This is a genomic window from Psychromonas aquimarina ATCC BAA-1526, assembly GCF_000428725.1.
Taxonomy (GTDB): domain Bacteria; phylum Pseudomonadota; class Gammaproteobacteria; order Enterobacterales; family Psychromonadaceae; genus Psychromonas; species Psychromonas aquimarina.
The window spans coordinates 32,682-57,286 of the sequence record NZ_AUAM01000023.1 but is presented as its reverse complement, the minus strand read 5'-3'; the positions used below and the strand labels follow the sequence as shown (position 1 = coordinate 57,286).

The 24,605-nt window shown below is 43.9% G+C and carries 1 protein-coding gene (only partly in view); it reads right to left on the bottom strand.

Annotated features, from left to right (window positions below; genetic code table 11):
• Positions 1 to 94: 94 nt before the first annotated feature.
• Positions 95 to 24,605 carry the 3' portion of an Ig-like domain-containing protein gene (locus tag G337_RS0110210; protein WP_028863799.1) on the bottom strand. It continues 14,498 nt past the right edge of the window, so 24,511 of the gene's 39,009 nt are visible here — the last part of the coding sequence; its start codon lies beyond the right edge, outside the window; the stop codon is at positions 95 to 97.

Here is a 24,605-nt window from a genome sequence, read left to right as displayed (position 1 = left end):
TAAATTGTATGAAATAGTAGACACAAAATAAACAATAAATAATCAAAGCATACATTACTCGGCGCATTAATTTTACAAATTCAGCTGTGTTCTATCACTGTGGTATTGGATGATCCTGACTATCTAACGGATCAGTTCCGCAATTATATTCCTCAATATTTGGATAGCCATCTTCATCACTGTCAAGTTCTCCATCACTTACTGACGGATCCAAATTATGCTGAACTTCCCACACATCTGGCATACCATCACCATCTTGGTCTGCGGTACTGGAGTGTCCCGGTGTTTCAGCTACATACTCAAAAAGGTTTGATAAACCATCTCCGTCATTATCTAATGCACTGTCAACGACTAGCGGGTTTAAATTATGCTGTATTTCCCATACATCAGGTATGCCGTCACCGTCCTGGTCTGCACTAGGAGAATGCTCAGGTGTTTCTAGCAAATACTCAACAAAATTTGATAAACCATCTTTGTCATAATCTAATGCACTATCATCGACTAATGGATTTAAATTATGCTGTATCTCCCATACATCAGTTATGCCGTCACCGTCCTGGTCTGTACTAGCAGGGTGCTCTGGCGTTTCGAGTAAGTACTCAACAAAATTTGATAAACCATCACCATCCTTATCAAGTCCACTGTCATCCACTAACGGCTGTAAGTTATTTTGGACCTCCCAGACGTCGGGAATACCATCACCATCTGACTCGGCAATACCAGGGACAGATATATTATCAATCCAGACACCATCATTAGAAGGAGATCCGTAATTCTCATAAGACCATTTAAAGGTATGCTTTCCTACAGAAACAGGGTAGTTAAATTCACTAATACCTTCATTTTCGTTGCTCCACCATTCTTTCTTTACCACGCCGTCAATATAAAAACGAACCCCTGCACTACCATTCGATGCAATATTCAGCTGGAAGTTAATAGCACCACCACTGGCAAGCACTGTCGTTTCAATATCTGATGACTCCCCTATATTGACTTCTCCTGAACGTAAGGAAAAAGATCCTGACATCACCTCAGAGTTAACAATCCGCCATGGGTTACTGCTTAGCTGATAGAGGTGAAAAGGCTCTGCTGCTAGATCACCACTTTCAAAATTCATTAAAGTTTTTACCGGCATCTCACTACTGTCATGCGGGTCAGTATCAGCCAGATATTCTTCTAAATTTGAAGAGGCATCATCATCACTATCAAGCTGACCGTCATGTACCAAAGGCTGAAAGTTATTTTGTACCTCCCAGCCGTCTGGCATCCCATCACCATCCGTATCGTTTAATCTTGGGTTAATACTATGCTGTGCTTCCTGTAAAGCGCTTAAACCATCTCTATCATTATCGGTCGTTAAGTCAGCATCTAAATGTGCATAAAAAGCATATTCCCAACTATCAAGCACTCCATCATCATCTGAATCCGCAATTCCAGGAATATAAATATTATCTATCCAAGCTGCAGTATCAACTTCAGGAGGCGAAGTTTTTTCATACTCCCACTTAAAGGTATGCACACCAGCGGCTACTGGATAGCTCATTTCGTTAAATTCCCGCTCATTGAACCATTTCCCTTTCTCTACACCATCAATGTAAAAACGCAGTTCACTACCCCAAGATCGAGTTTTTAGCTTAAAGCGCATTAGTCCTGCACTAGTGTTCACAGTAGTCTCAACAACCGACTGCCTACTAATATTCCCCTCTCCCGAACGGAGTGAAAAAGTGCCAGAGTCCATTTCACTAGTATCAATTCGCCAAGGGTTCGTATTTAACTGCTTAAGATAAAACGGCTCTGTCGCTAGATTACCACTTTCAAAATCCATTAAAGTACGAATCGGAGTGCTACTGCTGTCAAGCGGCTCAGTTCCTCCCAGGTACTCTTCTAAATTTGAGTAATCATCCTCATCACTGTCAAGCTCACTATCATCCATCAACGGTTTTAAGTTATTCTGAACTTCCCAGCCGTCAGGCATCCTGTCACCATCTGTATCAGTGAGTGCTGGATTAGTACCTTGCTCCGCTTCCTGGATATCACTTAAGCCATCCTCATCTCCATCATTATCGCTAATTTCAGCATTCAAACTATTATAAAAAGTATATTCCCAGCCGTCTTTTATACCGTCCCCATCTGAATCAGCAACACCTGGAATTGATATATTATCTATCCAGGCACCATCATGAGGAAAAGCTTCATAGTTTTGATAAGACCATTTAAAAGTATGCTCTCCGGCAGAAACAGGATAGCTAACTTCATTAACACCTCCCCCCCCACGCCATTCATCCATTCGCACTCCATCAATGTAAAAAAGAAGCACTCCATAACTATTCGCAAGAACATTCAACTGGAAGTTAAGCATGCCACCACTAGTCATAATTGTTGTTTCTATATCCGATGATTCCCCCATATCAACCTCTCCCGAGCGCAGGGAAAAAGAACCAGATATTACTTCGGAGTCAACAACCCGCCACTGGCTACTACTTAGCTGGTTGAGATAAAATGACTCTATCGATAGATTGCCACTTTCAAAATCCATCACCGTTATTACTGGTATATCACTACTGTCAAGCGGATCTGTTCCTGCAAGGTACTCTTCATAATTTGAAAAATCATCCTCATCACTGTCAAGCTCACTATCATCCATCAACGGTTTTAAGTTATTCTGAACTTCCCAGCCGTCAGGAATCCTGTCACCATCTGTATCAGCGAGTGCCGGGTTGGTGCCTTGCTCCGCTTCCTGGATATCACTCAGACCATCCTCATCTCCATCACTATCGCTAATTTCAGCATCTAAACTTTCATAAAAAGTATATTCCCAGCCATCGGTTATGCCGTCATCATCTGAGTCTGCAATACTTGGGATTGATATATTATCTATCCAAACAGTATCCTGCTCAGAGACAGTAGTATCACCACACTCCCTTCCACAAGGATTATATTCCCACATAAGAAATTGCTCTCCAGACGCAATAGGAATCTGCACTTCGGTAAGTTCTTGCCCATTCCAGCAGTAAGGTGGTCTACCAGCCATATAAAAACACAATTCACCAGGACCCGTGATTTTTTTTAAATCGAAACGAACAAGACCACCACTGCTGTTCACTCGAATATCAAATCTTCCCCCGCGTTTTTCATTCCCCGCCCTCGAACGTAATGAAAAATTTTCTGTATCAACCGGTTCGTTAACTATTTCCCATAGAGCATCTTTATTTAATTGATTAATATAAAATGGTTCTGTCGCTAGATTACCACTTTCAAAGTCCATCACTGTTGCTACCGGCATATCACTGCTGTCAAATGGATCTGTCCCAGCAAAATACTCTGCTAAAGCCGAAAAACCATCTCCATCACTGTCAAGTTCGCGATCATCCTTCAATGGTTCTAAGTTGTTCTGTACTTCCCAGCCGTCAGGCATCATATCACCATCGGTATCGCCTAGTGTTGGGTCAGTACCTTGCTGCGCTTCCTGAATATCACTTAGACCATCCTCATCCCCATCATTATCGCCAATTTCAGCATTCAAGCTGTCATAAAAAGTATATTCCCATCCGTCATTTATACCGTCTCCATCTGAATCGGCAACAGCTGGAATTGATATATTATCTATTCTGGCAACATGAAGATCTGGCTGAGGTCCATAACCACATTCCCCTCCACAAGGATCGTAAACAGAATAATGCCATTTTAGAGTATGCACCCCGGCAGTAATAAAGGACTGCACTTCGGTAAACTCTTGTTTATTCCAACAGTGAGGGCTTTCACCTTCACCTTCACCTTCACCTTCACCTTCACCAGTAGCAACCCCAGCAGCAACTCCATCAATATAAAAACACAATTCTCCAGGACCATAACTATCATCTCCAGGTTCAGAAATTGTTTGTAAATCGAAACTCACAACACCACCAACACTGTTCACACGGATTTCAACTTCAGCCCTTCCTCGAAAGTCTAAATACCCCGAGCGCAGCGAAAAATCCCCTGTCGCAGCTTGTACGTTATCTATTTTCCATGGAGTATATTTATTTAATTGGCTGATATAAAAAGGCTCTGTTGCTAGATTAGCACTTTCAAAGTCCATCACCGTTATTACCGGTATATCACTACTGTCAAGCGGATCTGTTCCTGCCAGGTATTCGCCTAGATTTGAATAGCCGTCCTCATCGCTGTCAAGCTCACTATCATCCACTAACGGTTGTAAGTTATTCTGTACTTCCCAGCCATCAGGCATATCATCACCATCAGTATCAGACAGTGTCGGATTGGAGCCTTGAGCAGCTTCCTGAATATCACTAAGACCATCCTCATCTCCATCATGATCACTAATTTCAGCATCTAAACTGTCATAAAAAGTATATTCCCAGCCATCAAGCACACCATCACCATCAAAATCAGCAACACCGGGAATAGAAATATTATCTACCCAAGCAGTTTCGTTACCAGTAATATTGCCGCTATGTGTGTCAAGCATCCATTTAAATATATGTACACCCGGTGTAACTGAAAAATGTACTTCACTAAACTCTTCCTTATTCGACCAACAGCCTTGCCATATATCGTCAATATAGAAACACATAGGCATTTCACCACGAACCTTTAACTGAAAGCGGATAACACCACCGATACTATGCACTGTACTTGAAAAAATTGACTGCCCTCCATAACGAGACAATTCGCCCGTTCGCAGCGAGAAAGTCCCCGAGGCAGCTTCTTCGCTACTGATTCGCCATGGCTTATCACCTGATAGATTTAAATAAAACGGTTCCGTAGCAAGGTTGCCACTTTCAAAATCCATCATTGTTATTACGGGTATATCGCCACTGTCAAGCGGATCTGTTCCAGCAAGGTATTCGCCTAGATTTGAATAACCATCCTTATCACTATCCAGTTCACTGTCATTCACTAACGGCTGTAAATTATTCTGTACTTCCCACACGTCAGTCATGCCGTCACCATCTCGATCCGTAGTTACTGGATGATCAGGTGTTTCTAGTACATACTCAAAATAGTTAGATTGACCATCCTCATCAGCATCTAATGCACTGTCATCCACTAATGGCTGCAAGTTATTCTGTACTTCCCACACGTCAGTCATGCCGTCACCATCTCGATCGGTAGCTACTGGATGATCAGGTGTTTCTAGTACATACTCAAAATAGTTAGATTGACCATCGCCATCATTATCAAGCCCACTATCATCCACCAAAGGCTGTAAGTTATTTTGTACTTCCCAACCATCAGGCAGTCCGTCACCGTCTGTATCTACTAATATAGGGTTTGTACTTAACTGATACTCTTGTAAGGTATTTAGGCCATCATTATCAGTATCCTCTGTTAAAGCTGTATTTAAGTGCCCGTAAAACTCTAATTCCCATTTATCTGATATACCATCATAATCGGAATCTGATACCCACGGAATATAGATATTATCCAGCCAAGCCGCATCGTGTCCACTGCTCACACTACCATCTTTAGTATATTGCCATTTAAAGGTGTGATTTCCTGAGGAAACAGGGTATTTCACGGTGATATACCCCTGGCTACCAGACCATTTTCCTTTCTCAACTCCATCAATGTAAAAACGTAAATAATCATAGCGAGATTCCGAGCTGACTTTAAGCTGAAAACTAACTTCACCAGCAAGAGTTTTTAAAGACGTTTCAAAGCCTGATGTCTGACTATGACTTATCGCACCAGAACGAATGGAGAAACTACCGGCACCTACTGCAGTTGTATCAATTCGCCATGGACTCGTACTTAGTTGCGTAAGAGAAAGTGCCTCTGTTTCCAAATTACCACTTTCAAAATCTATCTGAGTACTTGGAGTGATAAGAGTAATAATCCCCACATCCGTAATTCCAGCAGGTCTTAGATCTATTAAAGCAGATTCACTAAACAGCCATATATTTTCTTCAATTTCATACTTAACATGTACCAGCACATTTCCAAAGCGAACCGGTATATTATCCAATACAAAAACACCATCCGCAGAGGTTAATGCACTTTGTGAACCGACAGTTACTTTCGCACCAGAAGCTGCTTGGCCAACTGGATTAACCACTTTACCTGTTACCTGGGTTAACGGATCCTGAGTTAAATTAAACAACAGTTCTTCCGTGCTCCCCTGGTTATCATTGGTATCGGTTGCCAGTACCTGCACAGTTAAACTGCTGTCACCGTCAGAAGTCAGCATTTCGTAACGGTACGGTGCTTTATTAAAGCTTTTAACAATAATACCGTTAACCACAAACTGTACCTGCGTCACCCGGCCGTCATCGGTAGCATCCGCTTCAAGCACTATGCTTTGATCGTTAAAAATGGTCTGGCTCTGGGTTGGCGTCAGCAGGCTAATCACCGGTGCTTTAGTGTCCTTCTCTTTAGGTTTACTGTCTTCTCCATCTTTAAGACCGTCACCATCTGAATCCGGGTTAAGTAAACCGGTACCCGCAGCCGCTTCTTTATCATCAGACAAGCCGTCGTTATCTGAATCTTTGTTATTTAAGTTAGAGCCTAACTGGTGCTCCTGCAGGTTAGTTAAGTTATCACCGTCTTTATCTGCCTGCGCATCAGCAGGGTCCATTGGATCCAGCCCGTAATCAAGCTCCTTGTTATCCGGGATCGAATCACCGTCAGAGTCTTCTTTAGTCGGATCAGATTTAACAGGGCCGTTAACTTCCTCACCATCTTCGATACCATCGCTATCACTGTGTTTGTTATTCGGATTTGATGAATAAACTTCAAGCTCATCATAATCAGATAAGCCATCCTGATCAGAGTCGATATTATCCAGCTTGGTACCCGCTTCTAGCTCTGCTGCATTAGATAAACCATCACCATCAAGATCATCTAAATCATCATTGATACCGTCACCGTCTGAATCGATTTTCGCTGCATCAAGACCATCGAGTGCCAGCTCAATTTCGTTATTAATTGAGTCACCGTCAGCATCTTCACCTGCACGGAACACCTGCAGCTGAATTTGATTACCGACATCTAATGGATGATCATTTTGTAACTGCCCCGTTAACTCAAGTAATACCAGTTTCCCATCAACAAATTCAGGATCTGTCGAGTAGTCAGGTACATTCACCCAGCGCGCATCGTTCGATGAACAATTCATACCTGAGCATTTCTCCCACTCAAACGGCTGTGGCACACCATCGAGTTTAACCGCGGCACTTTGTAATGGCACCAAAGCAGAATCTGGCGTCAGCGGCAGCTGGAATGGGCTAGCTTCAAGTACCTGTTTCGGACCTGTTTCAGAAATTAATAAACTAGGTTTACAAATACTCTCTTTCTGCGGTTCCACGATAGAAGAGTCGTGAGTATTAAGTTGTAGATTATCTACTAAGAAGTGATTACCAAACCCTAAATGCAGCTCATCAATTGCGCCTGCTTGCGCGGCAAAAAAGACATAGTTAGCATTTATTGTTGTATCAATTTCCCAAACTACAATGCCATTATTATAACCGGATAAAGTTCCTGTTCTGGTGGTATTTGCCCAACCTTTCGCCCATAACCCATCAAAGGTGAAATAGGCACCATTTTCATCAGTAATAATACCAATGCCACCAGTATTATTCAGTAATGTAAAATCACCGCTAACAGCCGCGTAATTATATGAGCTATTAACTGTGTCTATTACAGCTAAGTTAGTTGTAAAGTTAAAACCGGAATAATTTCCAACCCCCACGCTACTATTTTGCTTTGCATTGGCATGGTCATCAAATGTCATTAGCACTGAATTCATAGAACTTTCAAGTTCAAAAGTTTGCTCTAGAGATTGACTATGTTCAAACTCGTAGCATTCAAACGGCAGCTCAGGAGCTTCAGGAGTAAATACAACTAGTTTACCGATTAACTCAGCTGTTCCTGGCAGTACAACACCATTAATCTTAAACTCGACAAGTTGAAGAGCATCTGCTGTTAATTCAACCTCTTCATCATATTCAAAATACAGTTTAAGTGCCGTTTCATTGAGATCAGCAGCCATCCAGCTTTTGATAATACGCGGCGGTTGTTTATTAAAGCGGATCTGATAAGACGAACTAATATCAATATGCGCTAATGATGCTGGCACATTACTTATCGAAAGCTCGATGACTTCAACTAAATCACTGCTCACTTCAAAATCAGTGGCCCCCTGCTGTAAAGAAACAGCAGCCTGCAACGGTGTTTTATTAATACGCCCAGCTCCGCTAACTTCAAGATTAATACTTTGATTAGCCTCATCACCAGCAACAAAAGCAACATGATTTTTAAATTCATCTACCAGCTGCAGCTTAAGCTGAGCCGTATCTTTTTGACCAAAATCTGCGGTGACTCCCTGCTCTAGTAAGTTGTCTTCATTATCAAAAATCAATAATTCAGCAGCTTCGGCTGCAGTGATAACAACAGGAATTGAATTTATATTTGATGCCTGCTGATTTGGCGATGTTTGATAACGCGCTGTTAGTGAACTCTCAAGTTCTATCTGATATGAACCAGCTAACGTACTTGCCTGCACCGTAATATTAGCCCGACCATTTGCAAGTCTCACTAGAGCCTGCTGCGCACCATTTGCTGCCTGGCTCAGTTGAATATTGCTTTGTGCTTTAACTTTAAAGGAGCTGTTCGGCATCAGCAGCGTAACTTGAGCACTGTTATCGTCTGTTACGGCATTATGAAGCTGATCAAATGCCTGCACTGTTAAGGTAAACTCGCTGCCTGCGGCTGCAGCCGGCAGGTAGCCAAACTCAACAGCACGGCTTTGTCCTGCTTTAACTTCGACATTCTTAACCGCTTTTGCAATTAACGGATAGTCAGCCACTTCAGCCTGCAGCTGATAGCTCTGGGCGGCTAACAGGGTATTAAGTGTCCACTGTGCGGCCCCTTTTTCACCTGCAGCGCTGCTTCCCAGCGGCTGCGTATTACCATTATCGGTATTTCGTAAGCTCCAGCGAACCTGCTGACCTTTAACCCCGACACCGGCAGTATCTAATACTTCTACCTGGTAAATCGGGCTTTCTCCCAGCTTCACCTGACTAGGGTTAAGCTGTGCATCAGCGCTGTTAAAGCGGATCTGGTTCGGTGCTTTAAGCAGGTTAACCGTCTTAATGGTGCTTCTCGCACTTTGCCCAAGGCTGTCAATCAGCTCCAACTGCAGCTGATATTCACCGCCAGCTGTAGATGCAGGGTAGACTCCGTTATAATTAACCGCATCCTGAGAACCGCTGATATTGTAGTTTGCTAACAACGTTTCCTGAGCGCCCACTTTCCATATATTCAAGCGGATTTTCTTACCGTCATCTGCCGAAGATAAACCTGACACTGCTAAGCGGTAATTATGCTCATAAAAGGCATTTACAGGCGTCTGCCAGGTTAGTTTAGCAGCATCTGGAAGCTGATCTTTAAGCACTTCAACCTGATAATCCTGACTCTGTTTTTTACCTGAAATATCAGCAACTGTTAAGGTCAGCGTCTGATTCTGCGATGCAGCAATCCGCTCGGTTCGATTGTCTTTTATCACCAGAGAACGGTTTATCTGTTTTTCAGCAGACAAATCTGTCCTGCTGGTGAAACCATTCCAGGTCACTTCATAATATGCTAAGCCGGCATCATCACTGGCGCTGAACTGCAGTGCGATGTCGCTCTGTTCAATAATTGAATCGGAGAAACTAACATCAGCCAGCAGCGGCGCACTGTCGGCAGCCACATTCAAGGTATAAGTTAACGTTTCCTTATTTCCGGCTTTGTCGGTGATCTCTACCTGGTAATTAATAATCCCCGCCTGTTCAACCTGCTCACTATAAACCAGCTGATTTTGGTTAAACTTCACTGCTGCTGTACTGCCGTTACGGCGCACCAGTATCTGTCCAATACCGCTTTGTGCATCGGACGCTTTAACCGTTAATGAATACGGGTATCCGGCAATCGCTGTATTCTGCGCGCTGACAGTTGCCGAGCCGGACAGAGTAAGTGCTGCTGTTGGTTTAAGCGAATCGCTTAGATGCTGAAAAGAATAAACTGGCGATTCAGCACTGCCGCCGCGTATATCAACCACTTTGGCTTTAATAAAGCGCTCCTGCGGCTGCGTGCTGAAGTAAGAGGAGATTGTATATTCCGATCCTTTTAAGGTTTTAATAAGCGACCATGGGCCCTGCTCATTATCAGAAACTAAGAATTCAACCTGCTGAATAGGCTGGCTGGAATTGTTCACTGCCGCTTTGATTTTCACCGGAGAGGGACCCCAGCTCACAGCATCAATCTCAAGCTGTACATTAAAATCGTTATTCTGCGGACTAGCTAACTGCAGGCTCATTGTTCTTGGGGCCGAACGAACAACTTGACCGTTCAGTCTTTCGATTTCTGACGCTAATGTAAACTGTCGGCCGTTTAATAATGCGGCCGGTATTTCAAGCGATACCTGTCCGTTAGCAAGGACTTTCGACGCGGCTTTACTACCGCTTATTAAGTAATCAGCAGCCGCTATTCCTGCCGTTGAATCCAGAAGATAGGTTAGTTTATGATCGGCCCGGGTAATTTCCTCAGACATAGGTGACAGCAGCGATGCCGAAGCCTGAACCCACTTATTAGGTAATTCATAAACTGCAATACCTTCCCCGCCAAGTCCTAAAACTAAGCGGTTAGCAAAAACAGTCATTGCTGTAACCGGGTATGCTGGTTTGATAATATCTGCAGCAAGCTGCTGCTCTAATTCAATATCATAAGCAGTTACACTTGTTTCAGTTGTTTTCTCTCCGGCAATCCAAAGCAGCGCTCCCTGCAGTTCAATATTAGATATTTTGTTTAAGTCGAATAAACCTAGGGATTGTCTCTGTTTATTAGATAGATCTATCCTGTAGGCGCCGGACTGATTCACATAAAAGGCACTGTCCTGATTAAGCGCAAGGTCTGTCACAGTCTCAGAACCGGCACTAACAAGTAATTTAACCTTCTGATTTTCTGGTGTATTTACTCTCAAATCAACAAGATAAACAGCATTACTGTCTGTTGTCAGCAGTGCTGATTCACCGGCAATTTCAAAATGTCGGATGCTTTCATTACTGACAAACACACTGCGTTTAGACCAGTTTGCAATAGAGATAATCTGCAGCGTTCCGCCTGTGCTTGCCACTAAACGATGCTGATCAGCCTGGATCTGAGTTATATCAGCTGCGCTTAATACATTGCGCTCGCTCCAGTTGGTTAAATTAACCGCTCTCACTCGTCGAGCATCCGGCTGCAGAGCAAACATATAACCGCCGCCGGCAGCTATATCGCTGCTTCTTATGCTGTAAGCTTGTGACGGCACTAAACGCTTGTTCCATAAACCGGCGTCAGCCTGATAAGCAACTGCACCATAGTTGTCCTGAGCAGCTGCTAACACACCGTTACTTTGTGCTAAAGATACAACCTGTCCTTTGGCACTTTCCTGGTTCTGATATAACAGATGTGCCTGCGCCTGTGAAACAATATTTAACTGCAGATCATTCTGACCGGCTAATAACAGCCTGCCCTGCGACCAGTACAGATTATCAATCTCTACGGCCAAATCATTCGGCATCGCCCCTAGGAACTGCAGTTTATTAGCAGCTGTATCGATAACATTGATTATGCCGCTATTATCAAAAGCGAATAACTGTCCATCGACCGCCGCTAAATGTTGAGCCTGGATATTTGCTAACTCATCCTGCGCTTTTAAGTTAAGGCTAAGCTGCAGCAGCGATTCACTCTTCAGTAAATAAACATGTGACTGCTGCAGTAAAATATCCTGCGCACCTGCTGTCTGATATTGAGCAAGCAGCTGTCCATTGTGATTAACCTTAACAAGCCTGTCACTGCTGAGAATATAGAACTCATTTTCTCGTGCCAGCACTTTGCTGACTGCCGGGTACTGTAAAACGGCTTTCAGCTCAAATGTGTAGCCGTCACGTTTCAATAACAGTGCTTCATTTTCCGAAGCAAGCATAAGCGCGCTGTCCGAAACACTTAACTGGCTGATTTTACTGCTGTACTTATAAGAAGCTAAACGTTTATAACTGTTTTGTGTTTGTGGCTCGATCAGCTCAATACCATAACCTTCAGCGGCAACTAACAGTTTGCTTCCCATAAAGGCAAGCGCACTAATATCACCACTAAATTCAAAGGCATGCCCTTCACTGCTGAACAGGCGATGTCCTTTACTGTACCAGTAACGACCTACACCCGGTAAATACTGGTCAAAATCAATGTCGGAAGAAGTTATCTGCAGCTGCGGCGCGACTCGTACCTGGATCTGCTTTTCAACAACACTTTGATTACCCAAACCGTCATCGAGGCTTATTTTCACCGATAACGTCGTATCAGTTTGCTGCAGCGTATAACTAAGCGCACTCAGTGAAACAGCCTGAAGTTTACCGTCCTGATCAAACACCTGAATTAAAGCATCTAACTCAGGCAGATTAATATCCAGCACACTGCCTGCGTATAACTCTGAAGGCAGTTCAACTTCAATTTGATCAAACAGTAATTTAGGTGCTACACGGATATTTAATACTGATTCAGCAAACTGATAGTTTTCTCCAAAATAGGCTCTTACTTGAATTTTGTAAGTTTCCTGAAGGGCAACCGATGGTAAAGCCCAGACTAACTGCGCCTGAGACTCTGCTACATTCTGTCTATAAATAAGCTGCTCAGCGGCATCCACTAAGCTTATCTCTGCAAAAGAAAATTCAGCTTCCGGAGTGTTGTTTTCGACGTTATAGGAAAAGCTCAGCTGACTGCCTTCTTCAAATATCTGGTTATTCTGAATACCGGACAGATGCACAACACTGCTCGTAGAAACTGTTTCAGGAGATAATATCATTGACTGCTGCATATCGCTGCTACTGACAGATACAGCCAGTTCGCCGCTTTCCGGCATCTGCAGCCAGTGAACAGCTTTATCGTTAATAACTGCCAGCGGCTGTTGATTCAAGGAGATCTCTGCCACCTGTGCATTACTGCCGGCTGCCGCAATAAGCGGGAAGCGGCTTCCTGAAACATAACTGTTACCGTTAACAGGTACGCTGATCTGAACATCTGCTGACGGGCTGTAGCTCAATGCGATAGTCTGCGCGGCAAAACCTTGACCGTTTAATAAGATCTCCTGCACAGAAGTGTCGTAGGGTAACCACCAGCATAGTGCGCAGTCTTTTTCTAAAACCAGCAGCTGCGCTGCTGATAAAGACCCGCCGCTATTTGTAAAGTAGATTTCTGAAGCTGAATATTGCCCGTCTAAATGAATTTTCCAGCCGAAAGCACCATTTTCAACACGAACTGTCGGCACAGTCTGCGCCTTAACAAATAGATCTCTAGCTGTTATTAGTGAATCTTCATCACGGCTGTAAACCTTATCCGCAGTAAATAATTTAGCTGCGCTGCCGCTGATAATACCCGCCGGCTGATCATTAACCCAGGCCTGCCAGTAAATTCCATCTGCCGCACTGTCTAATTTCAGCCACAGAATATCTGCCTGCGGCATTACCTGCACTATTTCAGCATCAACAGCAAATTCCGAGATAAGCTGAGTAACAATTTGTCCCTGCTCAAGCTGCCAGTGATAAGTTGAAACTTTACCTGCCGATATCAATGTCAGTTTATCGCTGCTGATAGTGAAATCAGTCAGTCCAGATAGATTAAGCTGAGCAGTTACCTGTAATTCAGGCATCTTATCAACAACCAGCTCAACCAGGCGCAGTCCGTTTTCGTTCAGTACAAACAACTTCTGACCTAACATCTGCGACTTAACAACAACACTGTCCAGTGTTGTGCCGACAACAGGCAGCAGCTGCTCTTTGTTACTTACTTTCGCGGTAATTAACTGGCCGTTATGCAGATAAACCACATTGCCCGAGGCATTTAATAAACGTCCGGACAAACGGCTGCTTAATGCTTCACTGTTATCCAGTGAATAAGTTTTAAACGAATAACCATCTTCTGTTTTCACTTCAACCAGAAGTCTGTTTTGTGCATCAAGCAGCTGAGTAACGTTTCCTTCTCCGCTAAACAATACCGTCTGCAGATTACGGATTCGATAGCCGCCGTTACGGTTATTTTCAGCCCACACAAGAGTGCCGTCATCCAGCGCCAGCCAGTGGTCAATCTGGTAGGCAATATCTTGAGGCAGATAAACCTGTGTTTCATCACCGTTAAAGTAAGACTGTTTGTTAACTTCAACCGTTTCAATGCTTTCATTAAGGGAACGGTCTTTTAAATGTGTTTCCAGCTTGATAGCCGGGCTGCTGATATCAGAAACATATTTATGCAGCTGCAGAGAAGCATAAGAAATACCAGCGCCGTCAGCGGCCGGTTCATATAATAAAATGTCTGAATCACTGCTGAAATCAACCATTTTATCTTCAGGTTTCATTTTGAACCAAAGTTCAGTACCGGAAAGCAGATTATCTGCAGTAGATAAATTAAGCAGTGCTTTCTCCTGCAGTGCATCATCTTTACGCAGATTTATGACTCGGCGGCTGGTCAGTTTACCATCCAGATAAGGTGCTTCTACCCGAACAACTGCCACTGAGTTTTCTGAAACCTCCGGCATAGTCAGTGATAATTCATACAGCTTCTGATTATCTGCTTTCTTAATCTCAAGCGGCAGCGGATTAAGAGGATTGGTTTTGTCTGCACCTATCTCAAGATAAAGCACAGCAGCAGGTAAATCTTCCATCTGCAGACGGAAATTAACTGTCTCTTTTGCGTAAAACTCCTGTCCGTCCAGCAGTTCTGAAATTTCTAAAACAGGCTGCTTATTATGACTGTCAAAGGGCAGTAAATTAATACTGCGCAGCTCACTCTTAAGTCCGTTCAGATCCGTTGCCTGAGCATATACCGTTATTTTTTCGACTCTGTCCTGTGCAACGAAAAGCTCATAATGACCGGCATCACTGAGTATCTGACAGGCATCTGCATCCTGCATTGGCTCTACAGTTTTCGGATCCACGCACAGTTCTACTTTTTCAACACCATAACGGTCAAAATTGCGCAGAATAATAGAAACGTCCTGGCCCCTGGCAACCAGTGTGCCGTCAGCAGGAGAGACTATATCCAGCTCTGGTTTAGTACTGTCCGGCATCAACTGATAAGAGTCGATAAATTCAATATATGATTCATTACCAGCAACACCAAAAGCAGCTTTAACCTTAACGGCAATTGATTTACTGTTTCCGGGAGGTACATTAAGTTCCGCTAGTTTCGGCTGAGTTATTTTAACTTTTGCCTGTTTCAATGAAGCCAGATAGTCGGCTGGAAGCCATACACCGTTATCAAACAGCTGCACTTGTACATTACGGATCTGCTCTGTATCACCGGCAAAAGTAAAGCTCAATTCGCTTTCAATCATCTCTTCAATAACAGCAGGCTGACTGCTGAAACTGCTGTATTCAAGATGTGAATCAACAAGATTCAGATCAAAACGTTTTTCTACCCGGTTCAAGCCGTCACTAACACGCACCAGAATACTTAAGACCTGATAGGCATCAATTAATGAAAGATCAAACACCTGACGGCTGACGGAATTCCAACCAGTCAGATAGGTTAGTCCGCCGTCACCTGAAATCCGGTAAGAATAAGACAACTGCTGTTGTGATTTATAATTATCCTCTGCGCTTACTTTAAAGCGCTGATGAGTTCCTTTTTTCAGCTCATAAAGCGCATCTATTTCCCGGCTATTATTAGCATCAAACAATTTTATACTGTTAAGGGCCGGCGCCAGCATATCCGCAGCCAGATATCTCCAGTTTATAATGCCGCCGCTTACGTTTACTCCGGAGCGTAGTGAATTGCCGCTGGTATCGGTAACTCCCTCTATGGAAACATCATATTGCGCATTAGCTTCTAATAACAGGCCGTCCTGCAGCTCAAGTTTGAGTATATTGTCTGCAGCCGCTAACGGTTTAAACTGATGACTGATATCTTCCTGTAAGCCGTTGTTCTGATAATCTTTAAATGTCTTCAACACACTGACATTTACCCCGGTCATGCTTAACGGTTCGCTGGCCTGCACAATAAGTGCCTGTGACAGACCCAGCGGCTGCGTTACAACAACCGACGGGGACAGATCATCAATTGCCAGCAGACTCTGTGCACTGCTGCTTTTTTCACTGGTCGCTTTTCTGATCAGAACCAGTTTATATTCCTTGCCGGCAATCGCCTGAGGCGCAGTAAAAGACAGTTTATCTGCAGTTCGCTGATAACGTACCAGATTGGTTTCATTTGCCTCGATACCAAGTCCGACAGCATACCAGTGGGCTTCTACACCTTCTGATAATCCCTCAACCTGAGCGGAAATTATCTGGCCGCCTGATTCACTGAATTTATCAGCCTGGCTGATATTAGATGACTGCAGATTGGTAATGGACAGAGGCGCCACAACAGAAACTGCCGCCGGTAAAACCGTCTCTCCAAATTGAGATTTTAAAGTAATAGAATAAAGTCCGGGTTGATTAGGCTGCAGTTCAAATGAAAGCTGTTCAGCGCTTTCTACCGTCCACTTATCCGCTGATAATTCTATTCCAGCAATATTTACTGCACTGATCATATCCAGATTCTCAGCTGTTAACTGATAACGGGTTAGCGCCCCCTGCAGCTGAATATTCGGCAGCAGCTGTTTAATGACAGGTTTAGCCGAACCAAACAAAGGAGTGGTGGTTAACCGGATCGGCAGATCCACGTTAACTTCCCCGCCTTTCACTGGATTTAAATACTTCCCTTGAATAGAGAACAGATAACTTTCACCAAGCTCAAATGCTTTCACACCAGGCTGGAAAATCAGCTGCTGCGGTTTATAAAGTGTATTACCCGGCAGCTCGCTTTTATCTGATTCAAGATGACTTAATAAGCTTACTGAACTCCAGTTCTGATCCGAGCCTGTGGCCTGCACTGAAATTTGGCCGTATTGTGAATTAATCTTCGCCGGCGAAACATTTGAAATATTGGCAAAAGGTAATAAAACATTCTGGTAACCGCTCTGACTGTTCCACTCAAGCAGATCATGGCTGAACTGCAGCGATCTCAAAGAACGGATCTGTCCTTCATTAAGTTTTATTTTACTTAGTTCATTCAATGTCAGCTGTTTGTTTTCAGCAGTGTTCATATCATAAACAACCAGCGAACTGCCGTCTGCCAGCGCTAACAGCTCACCATTAACTGCCGCAGTTTCGTTTCCTTGTAAAGGCACAGTTCCGATCAGCGCTTCTTTACCAGCAGTAAACAGGTGATGATCTAATAAACTAAGTTTGTTTTTACCTTTTAAGGCCAGCCGGCTTCCATCTAACAATATAGACTGCGGGATGCTTAGGTTATGGGCATAACTGCTGAGCACCTGTTCCGGCTGATGCAGGTTTCTGACTTCTAAACTGTCCGCAGTTAATAAATACAGCTCATCTCCGTTAACTTTTACATCAACAGGTGACATGCCGGCATCGAATGTTAACTCTGCAAGTTCCTGACTGAACAGGCTGCCGTAATAAAGCGCATTATCAGAGCTGAATAACATGGTGTTATTCGATAAATAAGCAGAATTAAATTTCAAACCAGCTGAATTAAGATAAACAGACTGCAGCTGAGGAGCATAAGCTTTACTGATATCAAAAACTGATACACGGTTATTATTATCTAGTACAGTAATAAAATTACCCTGCATCGCTAACGATTTAATATTTGCGGCAACTGTAAACTTAGAAATTAACTGCGGGATCTGTCCCTCTGTTAAATTGTATAAGCTCAATTCAGTCGCGCGGGCTGTCACTAACAGGTCTCCACTTCGAGTAAATGTGGAAATATTAGTCAGCTGCGGAAGGCCCGCTAACAGCACTTCAAGCTCATTGTTCAGCGCAGTTTCAACAGGCGAGAAATTCGCATTACTAAGCTCGACCGTTACTTTACCGATATGGTTATCTGGCAGACGGACTGCAAGCAGCTTCTCGTTAACCAGTGTTACTGTATCGATAATCTCATTATTAATACGAACCGCTGTATTAAGGCCGAATCCACGCCCTTCAACGGCAATCTGTTTTCCAGAATTAAACAGGAAGTTATGCTGAGAAAAATCAGCTTGTTTTGTAATCGGATTATATTGCCCGATCCGGGTGATCTGTGGATCTGCAATATAGGTAAAAGATGCAGGCAGCTGGCTTAACAGCTTGTCATTAACCAGTGAAATACCGACCAGTCTATTCTCAGAAGGCGCGCTCATTAAAGCGGGCAGAATCAGGCGAATTTCATTTTCATCCTGATAGCTGAACTCCTCGGAGCTAAACTCTACATCACCAATAACCACCACAGAGTTATTCGTAAAACCAGATCCGGACAGCGTAATTTCTTCACCGCCTCTCCAGCCGGCTTGTTTAGGTATTACATCAACTAACAACGGCTTTAGCTGTGACTGCGTAGTGAACCTGAAACTGTAATCGTCAGTTAAGCCCTGACCATGAATATCTTTTACCTTCGCATCTACGTTAAATCTATATTCGCGGTCGTCCTGAAGTGTCTCAAACGGACGGAAATATAAACTGGCACCTTCATTGGTTACCTGCTGTGAAATATAGCCGCCGACTTTTGAGCCGTCACCTACCTGTGTCAGGATAACAAGTTCCTGACCAGGCAGATCAAACTGCTGGTTATCAAGAATTCGATTAAATTTAACAATAAGCGGTGAACCGCTGTGATGATACGCATTGAGCTCCGGAGTCTGACCGATAATCATCAGCTGATTATTAACAATAGTATTAAGCCCGCCGCCAAGATGATTCACCATCCCAGGATCTTCTATCGGATTTTCAACTGCACTGCCGTCAGCAAATACAAATGCTGTTCCGGTATATAAAACATCAGGAGAAAAACTTAAACTGGTCACATTACCCAGCACAGAAAAATAATTTTTAAGCGGCGGGTATTGTGCATACTCGCCGTTAAACCATGCTGACAGATCAAACAGCTGCACATCGCCCTGAGCAGATGCAACATAAAGCGACTGACCGACCAGCGTCAGCTCGGCAGCCTCTATTTCTCCATTGGCAAAGTTGGTCAGTACAGCAGAGCCCATTGCCTGGTAGCTGTCGGCTGTCTGTACATATAACTGAACTGTGGCCCCTGTTCCCGTCGATGCCAGGATCATATTTCCAGATTTAATAAAGTCAGCAGCAGACAGAAGATTACCGCTGCTGTCTGCAGTGATAAACTCAGCTGTTTTATTGTAGTTTCCAGAAACCAGATCAAACGCTTTAATCTGATGTAAAGCGGCAAAGTTGATCCAGATAACACCTTGATCTATATACAAGTCATTAGGAACGCCGCCTAACTCCTGCGTAGTTAACAGTTGGATTCTCTGCAGTCTGCCGTTACTCTGCAGCTGGTAAATCGCTAAGCCGGCATCAGTACTGATATATACAAAATTATTAACAAAAATAAGATCGCGGATCTGCCCTGCCAGCTGTACTGGCTCATTAAGCAGCAGCGGATCGGCCGGCAGTGTGATATCAAATAGATAGAGTTTATTTCCACCTGCTGCCAGAAGATGCTCACCATCAACAGCTAATTTAGAAAATCCTTTCGGCTCAATGTTCACGGCAAAATGATAAGGCTGAAGTTTACCGGCAATCTCTTTTTCTAAGATAACCGGGTTAACCGGATCCGATACATCAGCAAGTACCAGCCGAGCTGATTTTCCTGTCAGGCGTTTTGCAATCTGTCCCGATTTATCGGTTACATCAAAGCTGCCGCCCGTTACTGCGTACAGCATCTGACCTTTTCTGGCCAGAGCAGCAACCGGGCTGGACTGATCCGAAGAAAGCTGTACGCTGCCGACTCCATTACCCGTATAAAAATAATTCTGCGGCGAACGAGTTGTTTCACCGGCAAACAACAGGTTTTCAATTTGTACTTCAGCCGGACCGTAACTTCCTGAAGGTGCTCTAACCCGTATATGGTCACTGGAAATAACATTCAGATAACCTGCATTTGTACCGGCAAAAGTGACTTTCATATTATGGTTAAAACCACGTCCATAAAGATCCACCAGGTTTCCTCCCTGCGGAGATCCTGTTTTTGGACTCAGCTCGTCAATTTCTATCTGAGGCAGAATAGACAGTGCACCATAGCGAATAGAGCTTAGGCTCTGTTCAGTTAATTCAATCTTAACAGCCAGCGCTAGACTCTTTCCCCGGTAGCCGAGATCCGGCACTTGAATTTTTATCTGCTTATCATTTATCTGCAGAATATCTTGATCACTAAGCAGAGTATCCCCTAAAAACAGACGGATCTGTCCTGCCTGGGTGCCGAAGTTAACGCCAGTGATTAACGCCTGCTCAGTACCGTCGGCATGGAAATAAGCTCCCAGTTCACCTGCATCGGTTATCCTGCGGATATTGTTAACTTCCGGACGAAGGTAAGGTTTAAGCAGATAATTCAACTGCAGCGGACGAACTAACTGATGCCCGTAAATGTCCAGCAGCGGTTCGCTTGACATTATTTTAAAGGCACCGCTGTATTCAGCTGTTTCGCTGATAGTTATTTCAACAAGCGCACCTGAAAGCGTATTCGATGAACGGACTTCATATAATGATTTATCTAAAACCTGCCCCTGCTTATCAAGCAGCTGGATAGAAGAATCGGCAAGATCAGTGTTAATCAGATTATTAAACCATAAACTGATCACCTCTCCCCTGGATACTTCCTGTTCAACCTGCGGCAGTGCTTTGCTTAATGCAAGATACGGGATTTGCGAAACCACTAGTTTATCTTTATCAGCAAGCAGTAAAGCCCCCTGATTGTCCACTAATTCAGAGCCGGACTGTCCCTGCTGCCAGTAAACCAGCTCAATACTGCTGTCTGTTTCTGTAAATAATAAAAACTCCTGGTCACTGGTAAGCGCAATTAAACCATCCATAACCAGCAGAGAGGCCGAACTGCTGTCTTTCCCTCTGTTTATACGATGGGTGACAACTTCAGGCTGGGCTCCAAACTGTGAAATAACCGACAGATACTGCTGTTTATTGTACAGGTGCACAACATATAGTTTGCCCTGATGCCATTCGATATCCAGCGGAACACCATTCAGACTGCCGCCCTGTTGAGTGAAGTTAATGGTTTCGTAACCAGCAGCCGGACCAAGAAGATCCGATGTTATATCAAAGAAACGTATGTAGCCTGACTCAAGCTCATTACCAGCTGCAACAGCCAGCACACCGGCAGTTTTATTTACAGCAAGATCGCTGGCGTAATGCCCGGGCAGATTAATGCGTTTTAACAGCAGAGGCTGAGTTTTATCAGCAACATTTACTACCGCTAAACCGTCTTTCTGGTTTGCTAAATAAACCAGATTATCAACAACCGCTAAACCGGTAACAGGCTGGGAAAGAGGCAGCTGAGCAAGTCTTATCGGTCTGTCCCAGATACTGGTATCGTATATCTCCAGGCCTGACTTCATCAGGAAACGATTCCGATAATTTGGACTTGCCCCCTCTTTTACACCGACATACAAAATATGTTCGGCAAACTCACTTGCGCCCACTTTCATCGGCGGATAGTTCGGCAGCGTGATTGCTAAACCTTCTGCCAGCGTATAGGAAAAATCACCGACATAGAATTCTCTGCTGCTTTTACCTTCCGGTACCTGCAGATAAATCTCATAAAGATCAACATTTTCTACCGTCGGCAGAATGAAACTAAACTCCTGTAAAGTAATAACATCATCTTTAAGCTGAATGGTTTCATTACCGAGAGACTCAGCAAATGCACTTAATCCTGTATAAAACTCAAGATCGCTGTGTTTTGCTTTCAGCACCACACGGGTACCGGGAAGTATTACATTCATATCGGCACTGATAGTAATTTTATCCCCTCCCGAAGCAGCTGCAGAATCAGGAGAAATAACGAATGTCGGGCTGTTTTTGGCTAGATCTGTCCCTGAAACTAAAGCACCGAACAGAGAGTCGCTGTACACTCCGTCAGTTACTTTAAGGTTATGAGGACCTTCATTAAATTCATAAAGATCTAATGCTTTTTCTGGTATTTCCAGTGTCTGTTCATCTATCCAGACACTCGGCACCAGGTGCTTATCAACATAAACGACCGCTTCGGGGCGCAGATTTCTGCCTTTAATACGAATGACTTTCTGATTACCAGGGAAGAAGTTGCTGTTTGTTACATAGTCAAGCTTAGGCTGAACAGCATCAGAGGCAGTAACGGCAAACTCTAATAAATAGGGTGCCCAAAGTCTCTGGCCACGTAAGTTGGCAACATCACTTACCTGGAGTTTGTAGCGCCCGCTTAGACGGCTGAAATTAATATTAAAGCGGCTGTCACTGCCCTCAAAAGCAGACAGCTCATGGTCTATTTTCTCCCAGGCAGTAGAGCCTGAAGCCTGATAAGAAAGTTCACTAACAACCGTCGCCGAGTCAATTATTTCACTAAACTCAATGGTTAATAACTGTTCAAGGTTTTGGCTTAACAGCCCCTGCGGCAGCAGATTAGCCGAGCTGACCATCACACCAGGCAGATCAAAAATACGCATTCCGTCGGCACCGGCAGCGGCAACAACGCGGCCTTTATAAACAGCACTTGCTTCAATATGTTCATCATTACCCGCAGAGATAACCTTAGGTGACATAGGTTTTGAGATATCAAGATAAACAATGCCGTTATCGGCAGCCACAGCAAGCGTTGAGCCTAAAATATTAAGACTTAAGGCACGACCGGCTGTACTCTGCAGCTGTGTTCCTAAATCAACACTTACACGCTGTTCGGGAAAATCTTTATGTAAAATCTGTACACCTTTATCACCTAAAGCGGCAATAATGTGATCGCCATAAACTTTATAGTCGAAGACATTGCTGTCAAACTGGTAGTTTACAGTCAGCAGCGGATCCAGCAGGTTAACCGCTTGAATAGAAGCACTCTTTTCTGTTTTCGCACGGTTAAATACAAGCGATAACGGCGGCTTACAGTCGGACAGCAGATCAACTGCCTGGCCTTTACCGCCGCTGTATAACCAGCTTCCAGAACGATAAATTATATGGCCGGATGATAAATTTTCCAGTCTGCCGAAGTTAACCGGATCCTCAGGTGCCTGATAACCAATCTGTTCAATACCACTCGGAGTATATTGAGCCTTTGTATGGCAGCGTCCTAAATCTGGAGTTAATTTAGCCGTTGAAGCAAAAGCCATGCTTCCCCAGTGCGCAATACTTTCTACAGGATTGCCTAACTTCTGCTCATTTAACCACTGCAGACCGCTCTGCTCATCAAGATTAAGTCGTGCTATACCGGCATTACCATTAGCAACCAGTAAACGTTTGTGTAAAACCCCCTGTTCATATTCTTCAACAGGCAGTATTTGTAATGAGTCTAAGCTCTGCGCCGGAAGCGCACTAAAATCGGATTCAGCGCTTAAACTCTGCTGCCGGTTAAAACTTGCCAGTGCTTCTTCTCCGCCAACCAGTAACGGGTTATACGGATCTTCAATATCAAAACTAGCGGCACGCATATTATTTGCAAATGCCAGCTCACCGATAGTTTCAAAAATATAACCATCGTTTAGATAACCACCATTGGTAACAGCAATACCCGTTTCAGGTTCAATATAAACCTGAGTAGGAAAAACAAGCGATGCCTTCGTTGATGAAAGCTGTTTTAGGCCATAACCAAAGGAAGCTTCGCCGCTAAGCTCAGCCAGATCGCCGTAGCGGTTTTCACCAGTCAGGGACTGTTTACCAGGGACGCCGGAAGGTGTGGTGATTTTTAATAAACGTGTCGACAGTACATCCACTTTTCCTGCCGGTAATGAACCTACTTTAACTTTTATCGCGTTCATCACCGTATTACCCGGCTCAAACCCCCGGCCGCGAATTTCTAATTCAGAACCGCCGCGTAAAGGCCCCCATCCAGGAGATACAGAATCAAATTGAATCGGCGCATCAACCACAACAGCCGCTTTTAATCCTGCCTGCTGCCAGATACCGTCAACCTTAGCGTCTAAAACAAGATCGTACAGACCCGGCTGACTAACAGCCGGTAAAGATGCAGTGATTATCTGGCTTGCACCTGCTTGATCATTACTGCTTATTTCCTCAATGGTCAGCGCCTTTTCTCCAAGGTACAGCTGCACTAATGAGCGGTCTAGGGGCACACCATGAGTGGTTATGGTCACTAATGCGCTTTTATTTAACTCAACTCTGCGCGGCACAAGCGCATCAATAAGCAGCAGTGCGCTTCTGGCACCGCGGTAAGTTAATTCGATGGACTGATCCTGAGCTAACTCATACAAGCGGATTGAGTTACCTGAAGCAAGCTCCTTATCTGAAGAAACTCCCTTTTTAATTACTAACTGCAGTTTCTCACCGGGCAGCAGTTTTTGAGCATCCGCCTGATCAACAATCAGTCTGGCATCATTATTCTGCAGATCAATATCAGTGCCGATAAGCTGACCAGAGGCATCTAATAAACTGAATTTATGCTTATTAGCTTCTGTCATATCAATTGCTTTGTTAAATCTAGCGATAAGCAGTAACTGACCGTTTGTCTGTCTGTCCAGTATCTTGTTTTCAGGGAAAACGGAATGTAATTTAAGAACAGGATCCGGCGATATCTGTACAACCGTACCG